This is a genomic window from Photobacterium carnosum (assembly GCF_002849605.1).
In the GTDB taxonomy this organism is placed as follows: domain Bacteria; phylum Pseudomonadota; class Gammaproteobacteria; order Enterobacterales; family Vibrionaceae; genus Photobacterium; species Photobacterium carnosum.
The window spans coordinates 107,836-128,683 of sequence record NZ_NPIB01000010.1; the positions used below are offsets into that span (position 1 = coordinate 107,836).

The 20,848-nt window shown below is 35.5% G+C and carries 17 protein-coding genes; 7 read left to right on the forward strand and 10 right to left on the reverse strand.

Annotated elements, in window-relative coordinates; all coding sequences use genetic code 11:
• Positions 1-93: 93 nt before the first annotated feature.
• On the reverse strand, positions 94-1,044 hold the full coding sequence (locus tag CIK00_RS10250; protein ID WP_101768773.1) for a LysR family transcriptional regulator: 951 nt from the start codon (positions 1,042-1,044) through the stop codon (positions 94-96).
• A gap of 98 nt (positions 1,045-1,142) precedes the next feature.
• Here CIK00_RS10250 and CIK00_RS10255 point away from each other — a divergent pair, with 98 nt between their 5' ends.
• Both CIK00_RS10255 and CIK00_RS10260 read left to right on the forward strand, forming a co-directional pair.
• On the forward strand, positions 1,143-2,354 hold the full coding sequence (locus tag CIK00_RS10255; protein WP_101768774.1) for an MFS transporter: 1,212 nt from the start codon (positions 1,143-1,145) through the stop codon (positions 2,352-2,354).
• Positions 2,355-2,672: 318 nt separating this feature from the next.
• Complete coding sequence (locus CIK00_RS10260) at positions 2,673-4,313, forward strand: SulP family inorganic anion transporter (protein ID WP_167388547.1); 1,641 nt, start codon at positions 2,673-2,675, stop codon at positions 4,311-4,313.
• 191 nt (positions 4,314-4,504) lie between these two features.
• On the opposite strand, the gene CIK00_RS10265 is transcribed toward CIK00_RS10260, so the two are convergent.
• Positions 4,505-4,948 (reverse strand): hypothetical protein, encoded by a 444-nt coding sequence (locus tag CIK00_RS10265; RefSeq protein WP_101768776.1) that lies wholly within the window; start codon positions 4,946-4,948, stop codon positions 4,505-4,507.
• Between the two features lie 325 nt (positions 4,949-5,273).
• On the opposite strand from CIK00_RS10265, the gene CIK00_RS10270 reads away from it, so the two are divergent.
• Positions 5,274-6,218, forward strand: a complete 945-nt coding sequence (locus CIK00_RS10270; protein WP_101768777.1) for a DMT family transporter — start codon at positions 5,274-5,276, stop codon at positions 6,216-6,218.
• 84 nt (positions 6,219-6,302) lie between these two features.
• Here the strand turns inward: CIK00_RS10270 and CIK00_RS10275 are convergent, their stop codons facing one another.
• Positions 6,303-6,536, reverse strand: a complete 234-nt coding sequence (locus tag CIK00_RS10275; protein WP_101768778.1) for a hypothetical protein — start codon at positions 6,534-6,536, stop codon at positions 6,303-6,305.
• Between the two features lie 266 nt (positions 6,537-6,802).
• Between CIK00_RS10275 and CIK00_RS21660 the strand changes: the two genes are divergently transcribed.
• Positions 6,803-7,483, forward strand: coding sequence for a pilus assembly FimT family protein (locus CIK00_RS21660; protein ID WP_101768779.1), 681 nt, complete (start codon positions 6,803-6,805; stop codon positions 7,481-7,483).
• 157 nt (positions 7,484-7,640) lie between these two features.
• Positions 7,641-7,943 (forward strand): antibiotic biosynthesis monooxygenase family protein, encoded by a 303-nt coding sequence (locus tag CIK00_RS10285; protein WP_101768780.1) that lies wholly within the window; start codon positions 7,641-7,643, stop codon positions 7,941-7,943.
• Between the two features lie 227 nt (positions 7,944-8,170).
• On the opposite strand, the gene CIK00_RS10290 is transcribed toward CIK00_RS10285, so the two are convergent.
• The 3 genes from CIK00_RS10290 to CIK00_RS10300 form a co-directional block, all read right to left on the reverse strand.
• Positions 8,171-8,656 carry a hypothetical protein gene (locus CIK00_RS10290; protein WP_101768781.1) on the reverse strand — a complete coding sequence of 162 codons (486 nt, stop codon included), beginning with the start codon at positions 8,654-8,656 and terminating at the stop codon, positions 8,171-8,173.
• A gap of 55 nt (positions 8,657-8,711) precedes the next feature.
• Positions 8,712-9,272, reverse strand: coding sequence for a class IV adenylate cyclase (gene cyaB, locus CIK00_RS10295; protein WP_101768782.1), 561 nt, complete (start codon positions 9,270-9,272; stop codon positions 8,712-8,714).
• Between the two features lie 536 nt (positions 9,273-9,808).
• Complete coding sequence (locus CIK00_RS10300; protein WP_101768783.1) at positions 9,809-11,518, reverse strand: L,D-transpeptidase family protein; 1,710 nt, start codon at positions 11,516-11,518, stop codon at positions 9,809-9,811.
• A gap of 887 nt (positions 11,519-12,405) precedes the next feature.
• On the opposite strand from CIK00_RS10300, the gene ppl reads away from it, so the two are divergent.
• A complete protein-coding gene (ppl, locus tag CIK00_RS10305; protein ID WP_101768784.1) occupies positions 12,406-15,087 on the forward strand; it encodes an anti-phage protein Ppl in 2,682 nt (893 codons plus the stop codon).
• 512 nt (positions 15,088-15,599) lie between these two features.
• On the opposite strand, the gene CIK00_RS10310 is transcribed toward ppl, so the two are convergent.
• The 4 genes from CIK00_RS10310 to CIK00_RS21695 form a co-directional block, all read right to left on the reverse strand.
• Complete coding sequence (locus tag CIK00_RS10310; RefSeq protein WP_101768785.1) at positions 15,600-16,055, reverse strand: YaiI/YqxD family protein; 456 nt, start codon at positions 16,053-16,055, stop codon at positions 15,600-15,602.
• 125 nt (positions 16,056-16,180) lie between these two features.
• Positions 16,181-17,776, reverse strand: a complete 1,596-nt coding sequence (locus CIK00_RS10315) for an ABC-F family ATPase (RefSeq protein WP_144043157.1) — start codon at positions 17,774-17,776, stop codon at positions 16,181-16,183.
• A gap of 145 nt (positions 17,777-17,921) precedes the next feature.
• Positions 17,922-18,353, reverse strand: coding sequence for a VF530 family protein (locus tag CIK00_RS10320; protein ID WP_101768794.1), 432 nt, complete (start codon positions 18,351-18,353; stop codon positions 17,922-17,924).
• A 300-nt stretch (positions 18,354-18,653) separates the two neighbouring features.
• Positions 18,654-18,743, reverse strand: coding sequence for an L-threonine 3-dehydrogenase (locus CIK00_RS21695; RefSeq protein WP_232599269.1), 90 nt, complete (start codon positions 18,741-18,743; stop codon positions 18,654-18,656).
• Between the two features lie 276 nt (positions 18,744-19,019).
• On the opposite strand from CIK00_RS21695, the gene CIK00_RS10325 reads away from it, so the two are divergent.
• Complete coding sequence (locus CIK00_RS10325; RefSeq protein ID WP_101768787.1) at positions 19,020-19,673, forward strand: hypothetical protein; 654 nt, start codon at positions 19,020-19,022, stop codon at positions 19,671-19,673.
• Positions 19,674-20,848 lie beyond the last annotated feature (1,175 nt).

A 20,848-nucleotide genomic window follows, 5' to 3' on the forward strand; every position in this document is an offset into this window, starting at 1 on the left:
TTTCATCTTACTTGGCGACTTAACACAAATTGTTCTATGAGCAATGTAAACATCATTATCATTGCTCATTAATGTTAGGATCTTATAAATAATCTACATTTTTATATGATCATCATTTTGATCTATTCCGATCATTTGTTGGATCCCTTTCGTCATTATTTCCATAAATAACCGCAATCTTTTAGAATAATAATTTGAATATGGATAAACAAAATAAACAGGTAATGGATCTGCTTGCCAATTTTCTGCAATATGGACTAGTTGGCTAGTCAATAAATAAGGTTTAACTAACCATGACGATATTGCACCGATACCAAGTCCACCTTTAATGCATTCCAATGCTGAATAAAGATTATCGGTTGATAGAATCGGATCAAGCCCTAATACCGATAACTCATTTGATAGCGTATTTTTTAGTGCTAACTCATGATTATAAAATGTACTAACCGCGATCCAAGGCCATTGTTGTAACTCAGAAATATTCTTAATATCACCGTGTTTTTTTATGACTTCCGGTGCTGCGACAATAATACGTGGCACATAGCCAATCAGTTTCGCCACAACATTTGGATTTGTAATCGCCCCGACATGAATAGCACAATCAATATTATCGGCAAGAAAATCAGGTGAAGTATCATTCAAAAGCCAATCAATACGCATTTCAGGATAAATTGTTAAATATTCCATTAACGGTTTGATTAATTGTTGCTGTCCAAAAGCATGTGGGGCTCTTACTCTTAATCGGCCTTTAATTATCGCAGTATCACTTCCTACCGTATCTTCTAATATCGACCACTGCTCTAACAATTGCTTGGCATATTGATAGCAGGTATCCCCTTCATCAGTTAATTTTAATTGATGCGTAGTACGTAACATTAACTTGCATTTAAATATTTGTTCTAACGATTGTAAACGTCGACTAACCGTAGGCTGAGTCGTCTTTAGCTGTTTTGCCGCAGCACTTAAACTGCCAGCTTCAACTATTCTCACCCACGTTGTTAGTAACAAAATTCGATCAAGATTTTTAGGATTATGTATATTCATACGTTGAGTGTATAACAATTTTACGATGGTGCCCTCTATAAAAGAGATATCGCTTCTGTCATATTCCTATTAGACATTTTTTGCACACGGATACAACAATGACACTTAAGGCTAATACGCTGAAAAATAATGAAACATTACCACTTAAACAATTATTTGGTTTATCCGTTGGTGCCGGATTTAGTGTTGCTTCAATTTATTATAGCCAACCTATTATCAGTTTATTATCACATGCCTTTCATTTAAAAATCAGTGAAGTCGGACTCGTACCCACGCTAACGCAAATAGGCTATGCATTGGGCATTTTATTTCTTGTCCCTTTAGGTGATATGGTAAATCGTAAAAAATTGATCATCTCTAAATTAATATTCCTTTGTGCTGCATTGTGGTTATGTAGCCTTACATCTACCTTTCCAAATTTATTAATAATGAGCTTATTAATTGGTATTTTAGCCACCTCAGCACAAGATATCGTTCTCGCGAGTACGGCAATCACACCACCAAGTCAACGAGGGAAATCAGTCGGCATTGTAATGACCGGATTGTTATCAGGCATACTCTTATCGCGCGTATTTAGCGGTATTATTGGTCAATTTTTGGGATGGGCCGTTATATTCCAACTTGCAGCAGCATCGATTATGGTCTTGATTATCTATTTTTATTTTTCATTACCAACAATGCCCGCTCAAAACACATTAACGTATAAACAAATAATGGGATCCTTAAAACCACTATGGCATCAATATCCGCAATTAAGACAATCAGTCATCGCTCAAGGATTACTATCAGTTGCATTTAGTGCATTTTGGACAACACTAGCGGTATTTCTTTCTCATCATTATGGGTTAGGCAGCGCAACGGCAGGGGCTTTTGGATTAGCTGGGGCAGCAGGCGCTATCGCAGCACCTCTAGCTGGCGGATTATCTGATCGCTTAGGCGCAAATAAAATACTATTAGTCAGTATAAGCGTCGTTATATTCTCATTTATCGCGATGTTATTTATTCCACTATTGACCATACATATCCAAATAGCGTTTTTAGTTATCTGTGTCATCTTGTTTGATTTTGGTATTAACTCATCATTAGTATCACATCAAACGATTGTTTACAGCCTAAAACCTGAAGCTAGAGGACGCCTTAATTCGATCTTATTTACATTTGTATTTATTGGAATGGCAATAGGATCAGCTGTCGGCGGCTATCTTTACCAGCATGTAGGATGGAATGGCGTTTTAGTACTTGCTATCGTAACGCCATTAATCGCATTAATCATCAGAATGAAACCCATCGCACACACACAATTAGCTTAATTTTTCTATATGGATAAGGTGGTTAAATAAAACTAATCACTTTATTCATAACACATTGTATATTTTAAATCTTTGCCACAAATAAACATACTCATGATGTTTTTTTATCATACATACGCCTTAACTATCTGAAATATAAAATAAGAACACCGACAACATAAGATAACTATTCTTTTCTTTATCTACAGCTATCCTATATTTATATTCACTTATTCAAAGTGTTATAACGATATCTTCTGCATTATCTGTTTTGATATTCTAAAAAATAATGAGATTATGCACGTTGATTATATATTGTCATATGAAAGCGAACTATCAATGCAGAACAAAGTACATAATATAATGGCATGGCGTCAGGATCTTTTCGCAGGATTATCCGTCGCAGCTATTGCATTACCAGCCCAAATGGCAACAGCACATTTAGCTGGTTTCCCAGTTATTTATGGTTTATATGTTTTTGTTGTATCCAGTCTTGGCTTTTTCCTTTTTGGCTGCAATCGTTATTTATCTTGTGGTGCTGATTCAACCATCGCACCTATTTTTGCCGTGAGTCTTGCAAGTTACGCAACATTATTCAGCGTACAATACATGGCATTGGCTTCGTTATTAGCATTACTTGTCGGAGGAATTTTACTGTGTGTCTATGCCTTTAAATTAGGCTGGGTTGCCAATTTACTGTCTTACCCAGTAACGTTGGGCTTTTTAGCGGGAGTCTCAATACATATCATTGTTAGCCAACTACCCTCAATTTTAGGCTTACCACATAATTCATCATCACCCTTTCAAGCGCTTTATCATTTAGCATTACACATAGAGCAGCTAAATATCATTACAACCTTTATTGGCGGTGGCGTATTTGCTTTTATTTTTTGGTTTAGTCGCCAATATAAACGCTTTCCTGCCGCACTGATTGCTTTGGCGATCAGTATTACAATTGAAATGGCTTTAAATGCACACAGCATTAATATTCCAACATTATCAAATCCAGCAGGATTTGAACTTCATTGGGCTTTTATTGGCCTACCTTGGCATCAAGCATTAACAATTTTTCCGTTAGCATTATTGATCGCCATGATTTGTATTGTCCAAACATCAGCGGTGTCTAGCACCATTAAAGATCGCAACACTACGCCCAATTTTAACCGCGACTTTGCAGGTATTGGCTTAGGTTCGGTTTTATCAGGTTTAATCGGAGGCTTCCCTGGTAATGCTAGCCCACCACGTAGCATGTTAATTCAACAAGGTGGCGCGCACTCAAAATGGGCAGCATTATTTTCAGCTGCCGTTATTTGCCTTGTGTTGCTCTATGCTCAGAACATTTTCCATTTAATTCCCAAAGCAACCTTAGCTGGAATTTTAATGTATGTGGGTTTGAGTATTTTCAAATGGAATGAAATTAAGCGGATTTACCATCAAAATCGTCAAGAATTCTATTTATGTTTAGCAACCATGTTAATGATCGTTACTTTCAGAATTGATATTGGGGTAATGTTTGGCGTTTTATTATCATTACTACACAGTGTATTTATTATCACTCGACCAAATTGTGAAGAGTTATTTCGAGAGCCTGACTGCGATCATTGGGGTCACCGTTCACGTTTAAATCCAGAACAGAATTTATCAGCCGAAGAAGATATTGCCGTACTTCATTTTTCAGCACCATTATATTTTACAACCTTCTCATATTTTGAAGAACGTATTTTAAATTTAGCCAATACTCGCACTTTACTGCGTTTAGTGATTATTGATGCAAGCAGTATTAGTGATATGGATTTAACCGCAGTTGATAAAATTGAAGTATTAAATCAAAAACTAACCCACCGAAACGTTACATTACTGTTTGTTAATATTGAGCATCCTAGGTTTAGACGCTTAGTTGAAACAACCCATTTATTAAAAATATTAGATCAAAAAACAGAATATACGAGCATTAAAGAAGCAATTATGGCTTATCGTTAAGCAAAAAAAAACAAAAAAAGATGGGACAGCCATACATTACGCTTTATAAAAGTGTAATCGATTTGAATAAATAACAATGAGTTATCACAAAATAGCGATCTTATGGGTGTCCTGTCTTTTCTTTTTATCAATAATTGCAGCTTGAACTAAGTGCCTACTTTTCAGCACACACCTAGCCTTTGGAATTAATATTAACTATTTGCTTGTTGTTGCAATACTTTCTCAGCTTTCACTAACTCAGCATAAGTCCAACCAGCAGCTTCTGTTTTAGTCATTAATTCACAGATATCAGAGATTTGAAATACATCTTCTGAATTATCAGTATAAGTCACCACTAATTGTTGATCTTTCATATCCCAAGCTTCAGGATCTTTTTCACCAATAAGCCCGTCTAAATAATCACCTAGGCAACAATGCACCACAAAAAAGTGCTGCATTTGTACTTCTGAAACACCCAGAATGATAGCGGCTTCAACATAGTCATACATATATGTTGCTGATTCAGTATCTACAAAAAACTTAGAACCTTCAGCATCCCAATACTCAAAGTCTGTAATTTTAGAAGCGACGTAAGACTCAATTGCGTTTACAACAACACAATAATCACCGACCATTGACTCATATTTGTTAGACATAACTACCTCTTAAATGATGCTTACACATGTAAATACCTTAATGATTAAGTAATTATACCCAATACCGAGTCTGATGAAAGCAGGCAACAACAACTTTAACTATAAGAAAATCCTAACCTTATCAGCATTAACTATTTTAATTCTCAATTTTCAAACAAAAAATAGCATCAAAAAACACAAATGACGAGATTTATAAATATATAAATCAATTAAATAAATATAGATATACGCTCAATCATTCCCCTCTTGATATTTGTCATACAATACTATTGGTACTTCATTTATATTACTTGAGATTTATATCATTACATAAAGAACAATCATTATGACAAATAATAAGCTTGGCCTACTTTACAGTAGTATTACACTTTTATTCTGGGGGATATTGCCTATTGCACTAAAACTTTCTGAAAAATTTATTGATGCAACATCATTGAGTTGGTTCCGTTTCTTTATTGCTTTTATTATCCTTTTTATTCTTCAATTAACCTCTAATAATTTGCAGCAATTTCGAAAAATAACCATAAAGGAAATCATTAAACTTTTATTTGCAGGTATTTTTTTAACACTTAACTATGTTACTTTTGTATTAGCCTTAAAATATTTATCGCCAGGAGAAGCACAGCTCAATTTTCAAGTTGCTCCTTTTTTTCTTGCCTTTGGCAGTCTATTGTTTTTTAAAGAACGCTTAACGGCGATTCAACTATCTTGTTTATTTACACTCGCTGTTGGTATCATTCTTTTCTTCCATCCCCATATTAGCGGACATATAAATACAGATAGTAAAGTATTAATTGGTGTAGGTATTATTGAGTTTTCAGCATTATCTTGGGCGTGTTATACCCTTTTACAAAAATCACTAATGGCTAAAATATCAACCTCTAATGTTTTACTGTGTGTTTTTGGTATAGGTATGGTCCTATTAACACCATTAACGGATTTTACTCAATTTACCGTACTAACAACGTTTGATTGGAGTATTGCTTTATTTTGTGCATTCAATACGTTAATTGCTTATAGTGCATTAGCTAAAGCGTTAGTTTTCTGGCCGGCAGCTCAAGTCAGTGCTGTTGTTGCTGTTGCCCCAGTGATCAGTTTTATATCAACAGCATTTGTTGTCACAATGGGATGGTGGCCAAATATTATAAAAGCGGCTCATCTCACTTCATTATCAATAATAGGTATTATCGTCATTGTTGGCTCTGTCGCAACCATGCAATTATTACCGCATTTATTGAAAAAAAAGAAGCCGATTGAACAGCTTAATTAATTGTTCGTCATCTTATAATTAACAACAAAAAGGGTGGCTCATTAGGCCACCCATCAAACATGCCATTAAAAAGTGTGAAAACGACTACATCGCTCTTTCTACATTAGATACATAATCTGGCAAATTTGTTACATAAGGCGCAAACCATGCCCCTTTAATACCATGTGATTCACAGTCTACAATACAAATATCATCATTCTGGCTTTCGACAACACCGAGAATAAGACCATCGGCTTCACCCGTAATATTGATAGATACATCAAACCAGTATGTAGAACTTTCTTTATTACAATCTTTACCAGAAAAAACAGCCTTCATTTGTCTCTCCAAATCATAAATTCATTAACATTACTATCAAGATGGAAAATAAGAACAACCTAATATAACACTATGAATACAATAACAATTGTTGCCTATTCTCTTGAACTGATATTATGTTATACCCCAAAAGAATTCACTACTTAGTCATAGATCACATAACCGAATGTTAAAATCCCAAATACAATCACAATCTCTATTATTAGGTATTTATTATTTCTAGTAGTATTCTTAAAAAGAATCCACAACACCTTTACGAGTGAAAAATGAATAAAGGATTTACACTAATAGAACTAGTTATTGTTATTGTTATTCTCGGTATTTTAGCTGTCACAGCAGCCCCAAAATTTATGGGGATCAGCTCTGACGCCCGTAAAGCAAACCTAGATCAACTAGCATCCACACTTCAAACTTCGGCAAAATTAGCTCATACAAAAGCTATTCTTGCAGGCAAAGATAATACTTCAGCCATAATTAAAATTGCAGGTAGTAATATAAGAATGGCTCAAGGCTATCCTACTGCAACAAAAGATGGCATTGTTCAAGTAATAACAGATGCTAATCAATGGCATCCGATGGTTCCATCAGTAAATATTTTGGCTAACTTCCATAAATCTGTCGCTGGTTTAATGATGTTCTCTCAATACCCTATTAATAAAATGTCAGCTACTGAAGCTTTTAACACCCAATGCTTTGTTCTATACACTGATTTAAGTACAGCAGCAAAATCTCAAACAGGCTCATCATCAAGCCATAATAGTAATAAACATGAGTTAGGATTAATCAAAAAGACGATATGTTATTTACTCTCATGGGTAGGTGCAGATCAGTATGTCGGCTTTTGTCGAAAACCTAACGATAACAATGACAAAAAATCAGGAATACAAATTAATAAGAATTTTGGTACAGACGGACCTGAAATTTCCATAGTTTCAAAAGGGTGCTAATTTTATTACTGTTACGTACGATAAGCTAAATTATGATAGTAATAATTAGTTATTACTTTTTTAGCAAAGACATATTCTATTTTTATCAGTGGTCAATTCGACCATTGATATGATAATAATAAAGATTATCTATAGTAAAAATCACTAAGGGCATCGTATGTACATTGCAATGAACCGTTTCAAAATTCGTTTAGGTTCTGAACAAGAATTTATCGATATCTGGAAAAATCGTGAAACTTATCTCGATACTGTCCCTGGTTTTCAGTCATTTAATTTACTGCAAGGAGCATCTAATGATGACTATACCTTGTTTGCTTCTCATTCAGTATGGGACTCTCGCCAAGCATTTGAAGAGTGGACACAATCAGAACCATTCCGAAAAGCCCATGCTAACGCGCGTGGCAACAAAGATATTTATTTAGGCGCACCTAACTTTGAAGGTTTTGAAAGCTGCCTTTAAGCTATTGATCAATAAATATCGCCACTAACATAAAGCCCTTAATACATAAACGGATAGTTAGTTTATTCATTAAGGGCCTTTTATTTACGCAATAACGCTGACAGTCAAGCCCCATCAAGTTCAGCAACCCATTGCCCTCTCGTTGTGCTAACTGCCGCGCCAATTGCTGTACACCTTGAATATCTTTTCGTGGAGATTATATTTATAGATTTACCAGTAAAATTAGGTTATTGCTCATTTTTTATTATTTTTAAAATAACACTAACATTTTGTTCATTAGTATTTGGTAAGGCAATATCATCTATCTTTGTCGTCGTTTGAGATCGGTATAATCGCGCGTATTCATTTAATGCCAATATCAACTTACTATTTACACTAATACTTCTATTTTGTTTTATTGTATTTAAAGAATATGTAATTAATACTTCATCATTTTTGATTGGTATAACCATGATTGAACTAGTACATAACTGAACATCACCACAAGTCATAAAACTTTCTTCAATTTCTGATTTCACAAAAACATTAAAGTTATGATTAATTATATTATTCTTATCTTCATAACTAATATTAAACATCGCTATATAATCAGATCCTTTAGAATGTCCACTATCAATTATAGATTCTTTAAATTCTTTCGAAAAAGAAAGAGACGCAAATAAGAATAAAAACACATAAAATATATTTTTAAACCATATTAATACATTAATCATAAATACATTCCCTATTATAGTTATGCTTATTCACTACATATAATAACAATTAGTGTTATTTATTTTTAGTACAACTTTCCGAATACATTTGTCGGTAAGAACGATGTTCTAGATCTATCGCACTCAAACCAAACTTATTGGCTAATATAATCAATTCAGACCGATAACCATCAAGTAAGCTTTCATTATCAGTCATAATGGCAAATTCAGCGAAGTCACCTACCCCATCAAGATGATCGACAGTAATATGAAACTTACCCACAAAATAGATACTGCGGGTTTTCTTCATCGCCAATACAATTTGATAACCCATCGTTGTCAGCATACTTTTCGCTTTATTCACATCAGTAATATTTACGGCTTCACAGCGGTCAGTTTCTGGTCCTTTTACGATCCAAAGCTTAATACCTGACGGTGCCATTTCACGAATACAGAGACTTTTATTTTCAGCCAAAAGCTGTTGTTTTGGAGTGTCAAAGTAACAATCAGATTCTATATTATCTTGAAGCATAATTTCATACGTCATTGATTTTAATATCGCTAAAAACTGAGATGTAGACTTCAATCGATATTTAAGCTCTACTTCAAATTTACCATTAAAATGCTCTGAGACCATAATCACGACTTACTGAATTATAAAGAGCGCAGACTAACACACCAATCCAGAGGTTTATGTTAACTATGTATGATTACTATTGATAACAAAAAACAGTAGCTTTACAAAACATAGGACAGCCATATCTGTAGTTGTTAAGGCTCCCTACTATTTTATGGAGACTTACTGTAGAAAATGAAGTGATAGGCATTAATTTTATAGCGAATGATAACGGTGATAAAACCTCATTCACGAGTTGATCTAAATAAACCTGCTTTAGCTATCTTAACGACTCGCAATACGTGATTGATATCGTGTGCCGCATCAGTAACCATTTATGTCTCAAACCACTAACTATTTATGGGTGTCCAAAACGATACTGGACACCCACATCTTATATTATTTAAAGTCTCAACGCGCTAACAATAGATTTCCTATCCCCCTCTCGAATATTTACAGTCGGGAGTGACGATAGGCAGCTTTAATATTACAACAAATAATAACGTTGATTATTTCTACTTTCTTGCATAAAGAGTTATGGGTGTCCTATGTTTCAATTAACTACTTTGACCATTCAATGCCAATTTAATACGTTGATGCGTACGATAGTTTGGAATCGAAATAAATTGATTCTGAATCGGTTTAGATCGAGGGTTATCATAACCATAAATATCATGACGCATCTCTAACTGACCTGTTGGTGTTACCCAAGCCGTTAAGTAAGCTACATCAAGTTTTACATGCGTATCCAAGCCAATCTCACGGTGCTTATTGGTATTAATCATATCGTCAACAGACGGTAATGTCGGCATATTTTGATAAGACAAAATCATCGTAGCCATCTGACGTGGTTTTTGAACACGCATACAACCAGAACTGAAATCGCGGTGATGGCGTTTAAACAATGGATACTCTGATTGTGATTCATCATGCATATACACAGCAAACGAATCAGGCATCAGGAATGCCACTCGACCTAAAGCGTTTTCAGGGCCGGTATCTTGACGGAATTGATGTGTAAATGTCTTTGGGTTCACTGTTGCCCAGTCTATTGAAAGTGGTGGCACGACAGAGCGATTACTCCAACTTTCAATAACATCAATACGGTTATTTTTTAGAAAATTAGGATTCGCTTTAGCCGCTGGAATAATATTCTTAACTTTAATTGTTTCAGGTACATACCAGTAAGGGTTAATCACAACCGTATTAATGTATGACTGAAACAAATTGGTTGGGCGTTTTGGCATACCATCGATAATATTCGATTCAAACACAGGCTTGTTATTATCGTATAGCGTCATTTTGAAATCAGGAATATTGACAATAATTTGTGGACCATTCCCTTCCAATTGCGCAAAACGTTCACGTTGTAAGTTCAATGCCGTAATACGCGCCAAGCCAGAATAAGGGCGTGTTAATTGGCTCACAACATCAGGACCCATAATACCATCCATCTTCAAACCATAATTCCCTTCAAAGGTTTTAATCGCTTGATTCATCATTCCGATATTTTTAATCGTCGTTTGGGCAATAATCTGTTGATACTGAGGCTGAGTTAAATACCTCAAATTCCAAAGCACTGTTGCTACTTTAGGACCATAAGGGATGGAATCACCGAGGTAAACAACCTTATCAAAATGAACATTACTCGAATCAAGTGGATTAGCTGGCAAGCTTAATAGGTGGTTAATCACCCCCATTGTTGGAACAAATTGCGAAGAAGGAATAAGAGAATTGATTTTTTGAGCCGTTAATGGGAAATAATTCTGCGCCATTTTTAATGTCAAAGGCATCAATTTAACTTGATGTGAATTGTATAATGGTCGAGGATCTTGCAGTAATTGATGCACATAATCCACGTAAACCAAATACGTATCGGTTAGTAACAGATCAAATCCACGCTGATCCGTCAATGCCTTTAACCTCTTTAACTCTTTTAGACGCTGCTTCATACCTGGTAGCGTATTGGAATCCGCAAGCGCTTGTAATTGCGGCATGATTGCATTGACAAGCACTGGGTTTAACCAGTACGGCATGAAGTTATTTTTGGCATACAGCGCATTCAAAATACTACCGTTACACACTTTTACCGTTGAGTTCGAACACAAAGACGTTGTGCTATTAACCGTAACGCCATCTAAGACATGCCAATCTAGCGCATTACTCGTCACATTATCGGCAGCCAAAGCTGATCCACAGGTTAATAATGCTGAAACGGTCATTACCGAACGAATCAATGTCGTTATTTTTTTTCGATTAAATTTCATTCAACGGTCCTTTACTAAAAAAGTAAGAATATGCTTTTTTAGCATTAAAAGCATTCACCATTAAAAGTGACAAAGATTTCAAGAATGATGAGTTGGCATAATTTATATTAAAAAGAGATAGATGAAGAATATTACGAGAAAAAGGTTATGGCGCTGGTTAGGAAGTAAGACACAAACTATCAGTGATCTATTTAGCGCGTATTTGAGCCTGAAAGACGCAATGAAATAGTCATTCTGACACGCTGATGGTAGATGCCCTATCACCCTCACGAATATTTATTGTGGGGAATGACGGGCAACAGATGAGACTGGTTATTATCCGTCATCTCGGAAGTAAGGAACGAACTATCCGTGATCTACTCACCACGTGATCGAGCTTAAAAGATATCAATGAAATATTCATTTTATTATACGTTAATAGTGATCCCCTCTCGCCCTCGCGGGATTCATTGTAGGGAGTAACTGAATTTAATAGATATTTTGAAGAAAAGTTATAGGGGTTTAATGTTTTCTTCCAGGTCGTTTTTGGACAGAAACCTTGTTAAACAGCCCGTTCTATTCAGGTTTGTAAGTATTAGAAAAAGTATAGATAACTCCTCCATGAAGCACCTTTTAGGATATAAAAACCGCCTCGATGGGCGGTCATTTAACAGTAAATCTATTTATGCGAAATTGTTACGTGTCTATCCTCAACTGGCGGGCGCTGGGCGTAGTGGGCAACTTTTAGTCCTACTTTTAGAAGCCAGATTCTTCTAATATGTAATCAATACCTTTATTAATACATATTAAATTGTTACAGCGTATTAGCCAACGTAGGCAACATGTTTTATAAGGAGTATGATTCTGCGCAATAGCTAAATTACTTATATTAAAAAAGGGTAATATTTATGCCAGTTGGCTCAAAATGGTTTCGATTTGACTTTCATAATCACACAACGGCTTCTAATGATTATAAGGAACTAGAACTTACACATCGACAATGGTTATTGTCTTATATGTCTAAGGATATTGATGCCGTTGTTATATCCGATCATAATTCGGGTTCTAATATTGATGTATTAAAGTCTGAACTTGAACTCATGAAACAAGAGGCATCGACTGTTGGCTTAGAAGGGTATCGCCCACTCACGATTTTCCCTGGTGTTGAATTAACCGCGACTGGAAATGTACATATTCTTGCCATATTCGATGAGAATAGTAGTGGGAGTGATATTGAAAGACTGATTGGTGTATGTAATTCTGGAGCTGCAACTGATCGTACAAAAGGCAATCATGAGTTGGTTCTGCAGTGTAGTGCCGCACAAATAGTGAAATTTATACAAAGCTCAAATGCGATTAGTATACTTGCTCATATAGATGCTACAAAAGGCGCATTAAGTATAACTAACGAAGGGGAACTGAATGCACTCTTTAACTCGAACCCCAATGCGATTGAGATTAGATATGATCTAGCAGGCATTACAAATGGCACTCATCGTAAATTGATAGAACATCTGCCTAAAGTTAGAGGATCGGATGCACATCATCCGGATCATAGTGGTCAACGCTCTTGCTGGTTGAAGATGTCTATGCTTAATTTTGATGGTTTGAAAACAGCTATTTTAGATCATGATAATTGTGTTCTACTTGACGATATACCGCCTATCGAACCGAATTTGCAACTTACAAAACTCATATTGAATACAAAGCATTGCCATACTATAGATGGACAAGCTGTCGAGATTGAATTTAATCCATTTTATAATGCAGTTATTGGATCTCGTGGTAGTGGTAAATCTACATTAGTCGAAAGTATTCGATTAGGAATGCGAAAATATACAAAATTGGCACATGCTCAAAAGGTTACATTTGATAAGTTTAAGTCCATTGGCAAAGGCATGGAAGCGAATTCTGAAATAATTTGTTTTTATAAAAAGGATGGTCATCATTATAAATTATGTTGGCGTCCTGAAAATATAACAGCACTTTATCTACAAACTGGTGACGGCGAATGGATTGAGGATAAAAATTGGTCTGATGATCGATTTAATTTGCAGATATTTAGTCAAAAAATGCTATTTGAATTAGCATCTAATCCGCGTGCTTTTTTGGATATCTGTGATGAAAGCCCAATAGTAAATAAGCGGCAGTGGACAGAAAAAAGTGAGCAGCTTGTCCGTGATTTTAAAGCCGCGAGAATAAACCTTAGAACATATAAAGCAAAGGAAAAAATACTATCAGTATTACAAGGAGAATTAACTGATCATGAAAGAGCTATATCAGGTTTAAATAACAGTAAGTACTATACTGAAAAAACAAAGATTACAGCTTTAGAAGAAGAAAAGAGAAAAATTGAAACTCTTTTTTCAACTGAATTATCCATATTTGATATTATTTCAGAGCTCGTAAAAAGTGATCCTGTAGATGTAGATGATCGCAAATCTAATTCTCAAGAATGCCAACACTTGAAATCTCAGGCTATTGATATAAAGAAAGAATTCAAACTAAAAGTCAATAGTGCGTTAGCTGAAGCAAGAGAGCAATTCGCAAAGCTTCAAGGCGGTTGTTTGATGACTAATATGGCTGCAAATATCAAGATAGCTTCAGAGAATGCAGAAAAATCAGCAGCTCTATTAAAAGAGCAAGGTTTAAATCCTGATGGTTTAGATCAGTTATTGCTGGAGCGTACAGATATACAGCATCGTATAGAATCTTTCCGTGAGCTAACCACTTTAATAGCAGAAACTAAAGAAAATATTAAGTGTATTTATTTAGAAATGATAAATCACAGAAAGTTATTATCAGCTAGTAGAAAAGCGTTTATAGATACGTTAAAACTTAATGGATTAACGATTAAAATTCTGCCTCTTAGTTCGCTAGAAACTAAAATAGTTGATAGTTATCAACTCGCTACGGGCATATCGACATTTAAAGACAAAATATATGATCAAGAAAATAGAACAGGTATTCTTTCAGAATTTATTTTATTAAATACTATAGCTCCTCACAGTAAAGTGATAGATAAAAAATATGAGTTACTTAATAACGCAAAAATTGTACACGAAAAAATAGTAAAAGGCATAAGTATTGATCAAGTAATACATGGTTCATATAAACGCCGTATTAGTGAGTTAACTGTCGATGATTTTGATAACTTACTATGTTGGTTTCCTGAGGACGGCATTGATATACGTTATAAAGCATTATCTGGCCGTATGGAAGATATTGAATCAGCATCACCAGGGCAAAAAGCAGCTAGCATGCTTCAGTTTTTATTATCGTATGGCACCGATCCATTGCTTATTGATCAGCCTGAGGACGATTTAGATTGCTTAATGCTAAGTGATAGTGTTATCCCAGCTATTACCTTAAATAAAAAGAGACGACAACTTATTATTGTTTCTCATTCAGCGCCGATTGTTGTTAATGGTGATGCAGAGTATGTAATCAGTATGATCCATGATAAAGATGGACTACGTCCTCATATCTGCGGAGCGCTTCAAGAACAGCAAGTTAAAAGTCATATTTGTAATCAAATGGAAGGCGGCGAAAGGGCGTTCCGTTCGAGATTTAGCCGTATATTGAATTAGTTATAAACACGCGCTACAAGCAGGTTTAGAAATTGCTTGTAGCGTATTATATTGAAATATTGATGGATAGATAGTGGATAGGCTTTGTCATCTAATTTACATTATCAAATGAATGAGTATTTGTCCTAACTCGTTCAGGGGCAGATTTGAGTCAGCTAAAGTGGCGAACTCAATGTGATCACCAAGCGATTCTGTCGTACCTTAACTACCAAGCCGATCAACCTGCAACACATTCACATTTCTAAAAACTATAATGCTTCATATTCGCACTATTTAAGATTTCGACACGTGGTAAATAGATTCCCTATCGCCCTCGCGGGCATTCACTGTAGGGAATGACGGGGTTGGATGGATAGTTTCATGATAGCTCTTGCAGGAAATTCAATATTTGAAATAACAAAACGGAATAGAATTATAGGACTAAGTAGATTTAGCAGAAAAATAAGAAGAAATATGAATACAACTGAAGGGATAAAAGGAGGTAAAACAGCATTCACCTCCATAGTTATAACTTATTGTATCTTATGGTTTTTAGATAAGAAAGCATCAAGCTTATTAGCAAAATTTTGGCGGTCAGCTTGTGTTAATACAGACGGTCCACCAGTCTGAATTCCACTACTGCGCATGGTTTCCATAAAATCACGCATTTGTAGGCGTTGCTTGATGGTGTCTTTAGTGTAAAGCTCACCGCGTGGATTTAATGCGTGTGCGCCTTTGGTGATCAGTTCATCAGCTAAAGGAATATCAGCGGTGATCACCAAGTCCCCTACTTCGCATTCCTGAACAATATAGTTATCAGCCACATCAAAGCCTTGCTCTACTTGAATCGAGCGTAAAAATGGTGATGGTGGTGTGCGGATATATTGATTCGCCACTAGCGTTACACTTATTTTAACGCGATCTGCTGCGCGAAAAAGAATCTCTTTCACTACGTTTGGACATGCATCTGCATCAACCCAAATTTTCATAGATTTCCCTTAAATATTGAGATTACGTGAATGAACACATTAAATTTATCTATAAAAAAACCGCCCTTAATAAAGGCGGCTTTTATTTAATTCTTTGGCTTAGGCCGCTTCATTAATAATGAAACTTAACCAATTAATGCTTTCTTAGCAATGTACTCATCGTAAGTGCCGTGGAAGTCTTCTACGCCATCTTTCGTGATTTCAATGATACGTGTTGCAACAGACGTTACAAACTGACGGTCGTGTGATACGAACATCAATGTACCTTTGAAGTGCTCAAGTGCAAGGTTCAAGGCTTCGATAGATTCCATATCCATGTGGTTGGTTGGTTCATCCATCAATAGAATGTTTGGACGTTGCATAATTAGCTTACCAAACAACATACGACCTTGCTCACCACCAGAAATCACTTTAACTGATTTCTTGATATCGTTTTGTGAGAACAGCATACGACCAAGGATACCACGAACAACTTGCTCGTCGTCGCCTTCTTTCTTCCACTGACCCATCCACTCTAGTAGTGTAATGTCTTCAGCGAAATCTGAGCTGTGATCCTGAGCGTAGAAGCCGATATTGTTATTTTCAGACCACTTAACCATACCTGCCATTGGGTCCATTTTACCCGCTAGCGTATTAAGGAAGGTTGATTTACCAATACCGTTTTCACCGATGATAGCAATGCGCTCGCCCACTTCTACCAATAGATTTACACCATTGATAAGAATGTTATCGCCGTAACCTTGCTTTAGGTTCTCAACTTCAAGTGCGTTACGGAACAGTTCTTTTTCCTGATCGAAACGAATGAATGGAGATTGACGGCTAGACGCTTTAACAGCTGTGATTTGAATCTTGTCTAGTTGCTTTTGACGAGATGTTGCTTGTTTTGCTTTTGATGCATTTGCAGAGAAGCGGCTTACGAACGTTTGTAGTTCAGCAATTTGTGCTTTCTTCTTTGCATTGTCGGCTTGTAACTGACCACGTGATTGCTCTGCTGCAATCATATATTCGTCGTAGTTACCAGGGAACATACGCATCTCACCGTAATCTAAGTCAGCCATGTGTGTACATATGCTGTTTAGGAAGTGACGGTCGTGCGAAATGATGATCATTGTGCAGTTACGCGCAAGAAGAAGTTGTTCAAGCCATGCAATAGTATGGATGTCCAAGTTGTTCGTTGGTTCGTCAAGAAGCATGATGTCTGGGTTAGCAAACAATACTTGAGCCAATAACACACGAACTTTAAGACCTGGAGCAACAGCACTCATAAGACCAAAGTGTTGATCTTCTGAAATACCAAGACCAAGAAGAAGTTCACCTGCACGCGCATCTGATGAGTAGCCGTCCATTTCTGCGAATTCAACTTCAAGATCAGCAACACGCATGCCGTCGTCTTCTGTCATATCAGGCAGTGAGTAAATACGGTCACGCTCTTCTTTCACAGTCCATAGTTCTTTATGGCCCATGATTACAGTATCAATAACGCTGTAGTTTTCAAATGCAAATTGATCCTGACCTAACTTAGCCATGCGCTCGTTAGGATCAAGAGAAACAGTGCCACCAGATTGCTCTAGTTCGCCACCCAAGATTTTCATGAATGTCGATTTACCACAACCATTTGCGCCGATCAGGCCGTAACGGTTGCCACCACCAAATTTAACTGAGATGTTTTCAAATAATGGCTTATCGCCAAATTGCATTGTGATATTAGCTGTTGAAATCAATGTACTGTTTCCAAAATTTGTGAATATATCAAGCATTAAAAAAGCCGCTCAAGATAGGCGACTTTTTCTCTAAATTGTTGTCTAGTATAGCAGCTTTCGTGATATACATCACCCTAAATTAGTACTGCTATTTAGTAACCAATGATTAACGGCGAGAACGACCACCGTTACTACGGCCACCACCATTACGACCACTGTTTGATCGTTCTTTATGCGCTGATGCTGCTTTTGCTTGTGATAGCAAAATAGACTCAACCGTTAATTCCATTGGTGTTTTGGGACTAATACCATGAGCAAACGTACGCATGCGTGGTGGAAGTTCAAATTCAGCTTCAGATGCGCGTGGCATACGTTTAAAACGAGACAAATAAAATGCCTCTACTTTTTCACGTGCCCACTCTGTTTTTTTCAAATATTTAACACTACTTGCAATCGAAGGCTTCGTATTAAAGCAATTCATACGCATTGCAGTATCAAGAATTTCCCAGCCATAATGATCAACTAACTCTGTTAGCATTTTCTCTAAGCTAAGACCATGTAATGGGTTATTTTGTAATAATTGCTGCTCTAGCGTCATTTCTTTTGGCGCTTTTGGTTGTTCTAGCTGTTGTTCTAACTCTGACATCATTATTCCTAGCAGATATTGGCTGAGTGCTGGGTTATTATACTGGTAATAGTAGGCTACGTATCAACAAAAAATAGAAGTTTTATCTCTTCATCGTTTAATTGTAATCCATATTGATGGTTTTATTTACTTACGATCCTTGTAAGTCATCATTAATGCAAATACGTTTTTATATCGCAATAAAAAAAGATCGCTTTCTAATCATAAGAATAATACTTATTCCCAATCGAGAATAACTTTACCTGACATGCCTTAACCCATAACGTCAAAGCCCTGCTGGAAATCATCAATCTTATAATGGTGAGTAATGATCGGCGTTAGATCTAGGCCACAAACTATCATCGTAATTAACGTTCTTTTAAATAACTAACGTACTCGATCAAACAACTTCCTACACTTATTGATTAAGTTTTGCAGAAATAGCGAAACTAAATTAAAAACAGCTAATACATCATTAGATGTCATACCACTTCCTTCAATTTTATCCATTAATCATGATGTTAATGATACACAGCTCTGACATTTGTAATCATACTATAGACTACTGAACAGGTTGTGTAGTAGCATCATTTTGCTTTGCTTTACTTTGATTTACTTATTTTAATTGAGAGAAAAATAATGCTTAAGAAAACCGGAATTTCTATACTATCTGCTGTTATTTTATTTACACAGGTAGGCTGTGCACAAAATGGAAGTTCTAATCCTTTTAGTAACGATTCAACAAATTTAGTCATTCAGTCTGCAACTGAAGAGCAGATTATGAAAGAAGCCACTGTTGCTGGTACTGTCGGTGGTGTTGCTGTATCAGCACTACTTATTAGTACAATTGGTAAGAATTGGCCCGCCCCTGTACAGCTAGCGGTTAGCATTGGTGGCACAATTGCTATTGCCAAAATTGCTCAGTTTGTCGCAATGGAACAAATTGGAATGCTCAGTGATGTAACATTAGAAAATGATCAAAATGAAGCATTACTAACAGAAGCTAGAAAAGTAAATGCTAATGCTGCGAAATTCAACGCAGATTTAAAAGCAAGCGTTAACAAATATAAAAAGAATCAAGAGGGCCTTCCTGATGAGTTAACTAAAGCTAAAGATAACCAAAAACAAGCAAAACTAGCTCTAGAAAATAGAAAACATTTATTAAATATGCTTGTTAAAGATTCTGCTCAACATAAAGAGTTTGCAAAAGAAGTTAAAATTCTTGAAAAAGAAAATATAAAGTTAGCTTCTGCAATTAAACAACTTAACGATATTGAAGTAGGTGCTGTTTAAGTTAAAAATATAGATAGTTTCGATTTTCATCATTAAAGATAATACTTATAATTTTGTAAATGAAACCTCTTTTATCGGCTGATGGCACTCTTATAGTTTCCAAAAAACAAGAGAGCTATCAGCTACTATATAACCTATATTGCTATATTGCTATATTGCTATATTGCTATATTGCTATATTGCTATATTGCTATATTGCTATATTTTTTTATAAAAACACGATAGGAATAGCCGTTACATTTATGCTGCCTTCACAGACTTTTCATTATGAGCATCTTCAACTACTTTCCATCATAATTAAAATTACTTATATAAATAGACATCTCAATTAAACAACATTCCGCACTTATATTTACACAGCCTCTACTGAATTATCTTATAAACAAATAAAAACTTGAAAATATCCATCTCTAATCAATACTTAAATAGCCTTTATTTATTTTCGATAAAAAGGAAATGATGGTCAAAAAAATTAGAGTTTCAATACTCTCTATTATATTTTTATTAGCTCAGATAGACTGTACTACCACAAACTTGATAAATTCAAAAAAGTCCGCTATTCAATCTGAAAAGCAAATTATAAAAGACACAATTCTTGTTAGTGTTATTGGTGGCGCAGCGGTATTAATAGCACTTAATTAGAGATTAGATGGAAATTTGACATATCTAGATCAATCAGCAATTACTGTAGGCATTATATTAACAATTAAATTTGCAGCGGAGAAACAAATTTCAGCGCTTAACGATAGAACATCAAAAAACACAAAAAAATCAACAAGGTCTCTTCACTGAATTAACCAAAGCTAAAAATAACCAAGGACAAGCAATACTAGCTTTAGAAAACAGAAAGTACCCGTTTGGATACGCTAGTAAAAAACTCGGTTCAATATAGTAAACTGACAAAAGAAGTTAAGATTCTTGAAAAAGAAAATATAATTTGTAAATCCATAATAAAATAACTTAAAGATCTTAAAGTAGGAAGCATTTAAATTATAATTTTGTTGCATAGGAAATATTGGTGTGTAGTGGTCAAGTAAAACTGTACACTTTTATAGGTGTTTAAATTAAGCGGCGGCTTCCATCATCACTGGTGATAAATAGTTGTTATAACTATGGCCCCGTTTGGTATTGTAATGCTGCAATATATATTTGAGTGTATCTCGTTCTGCTTCGGC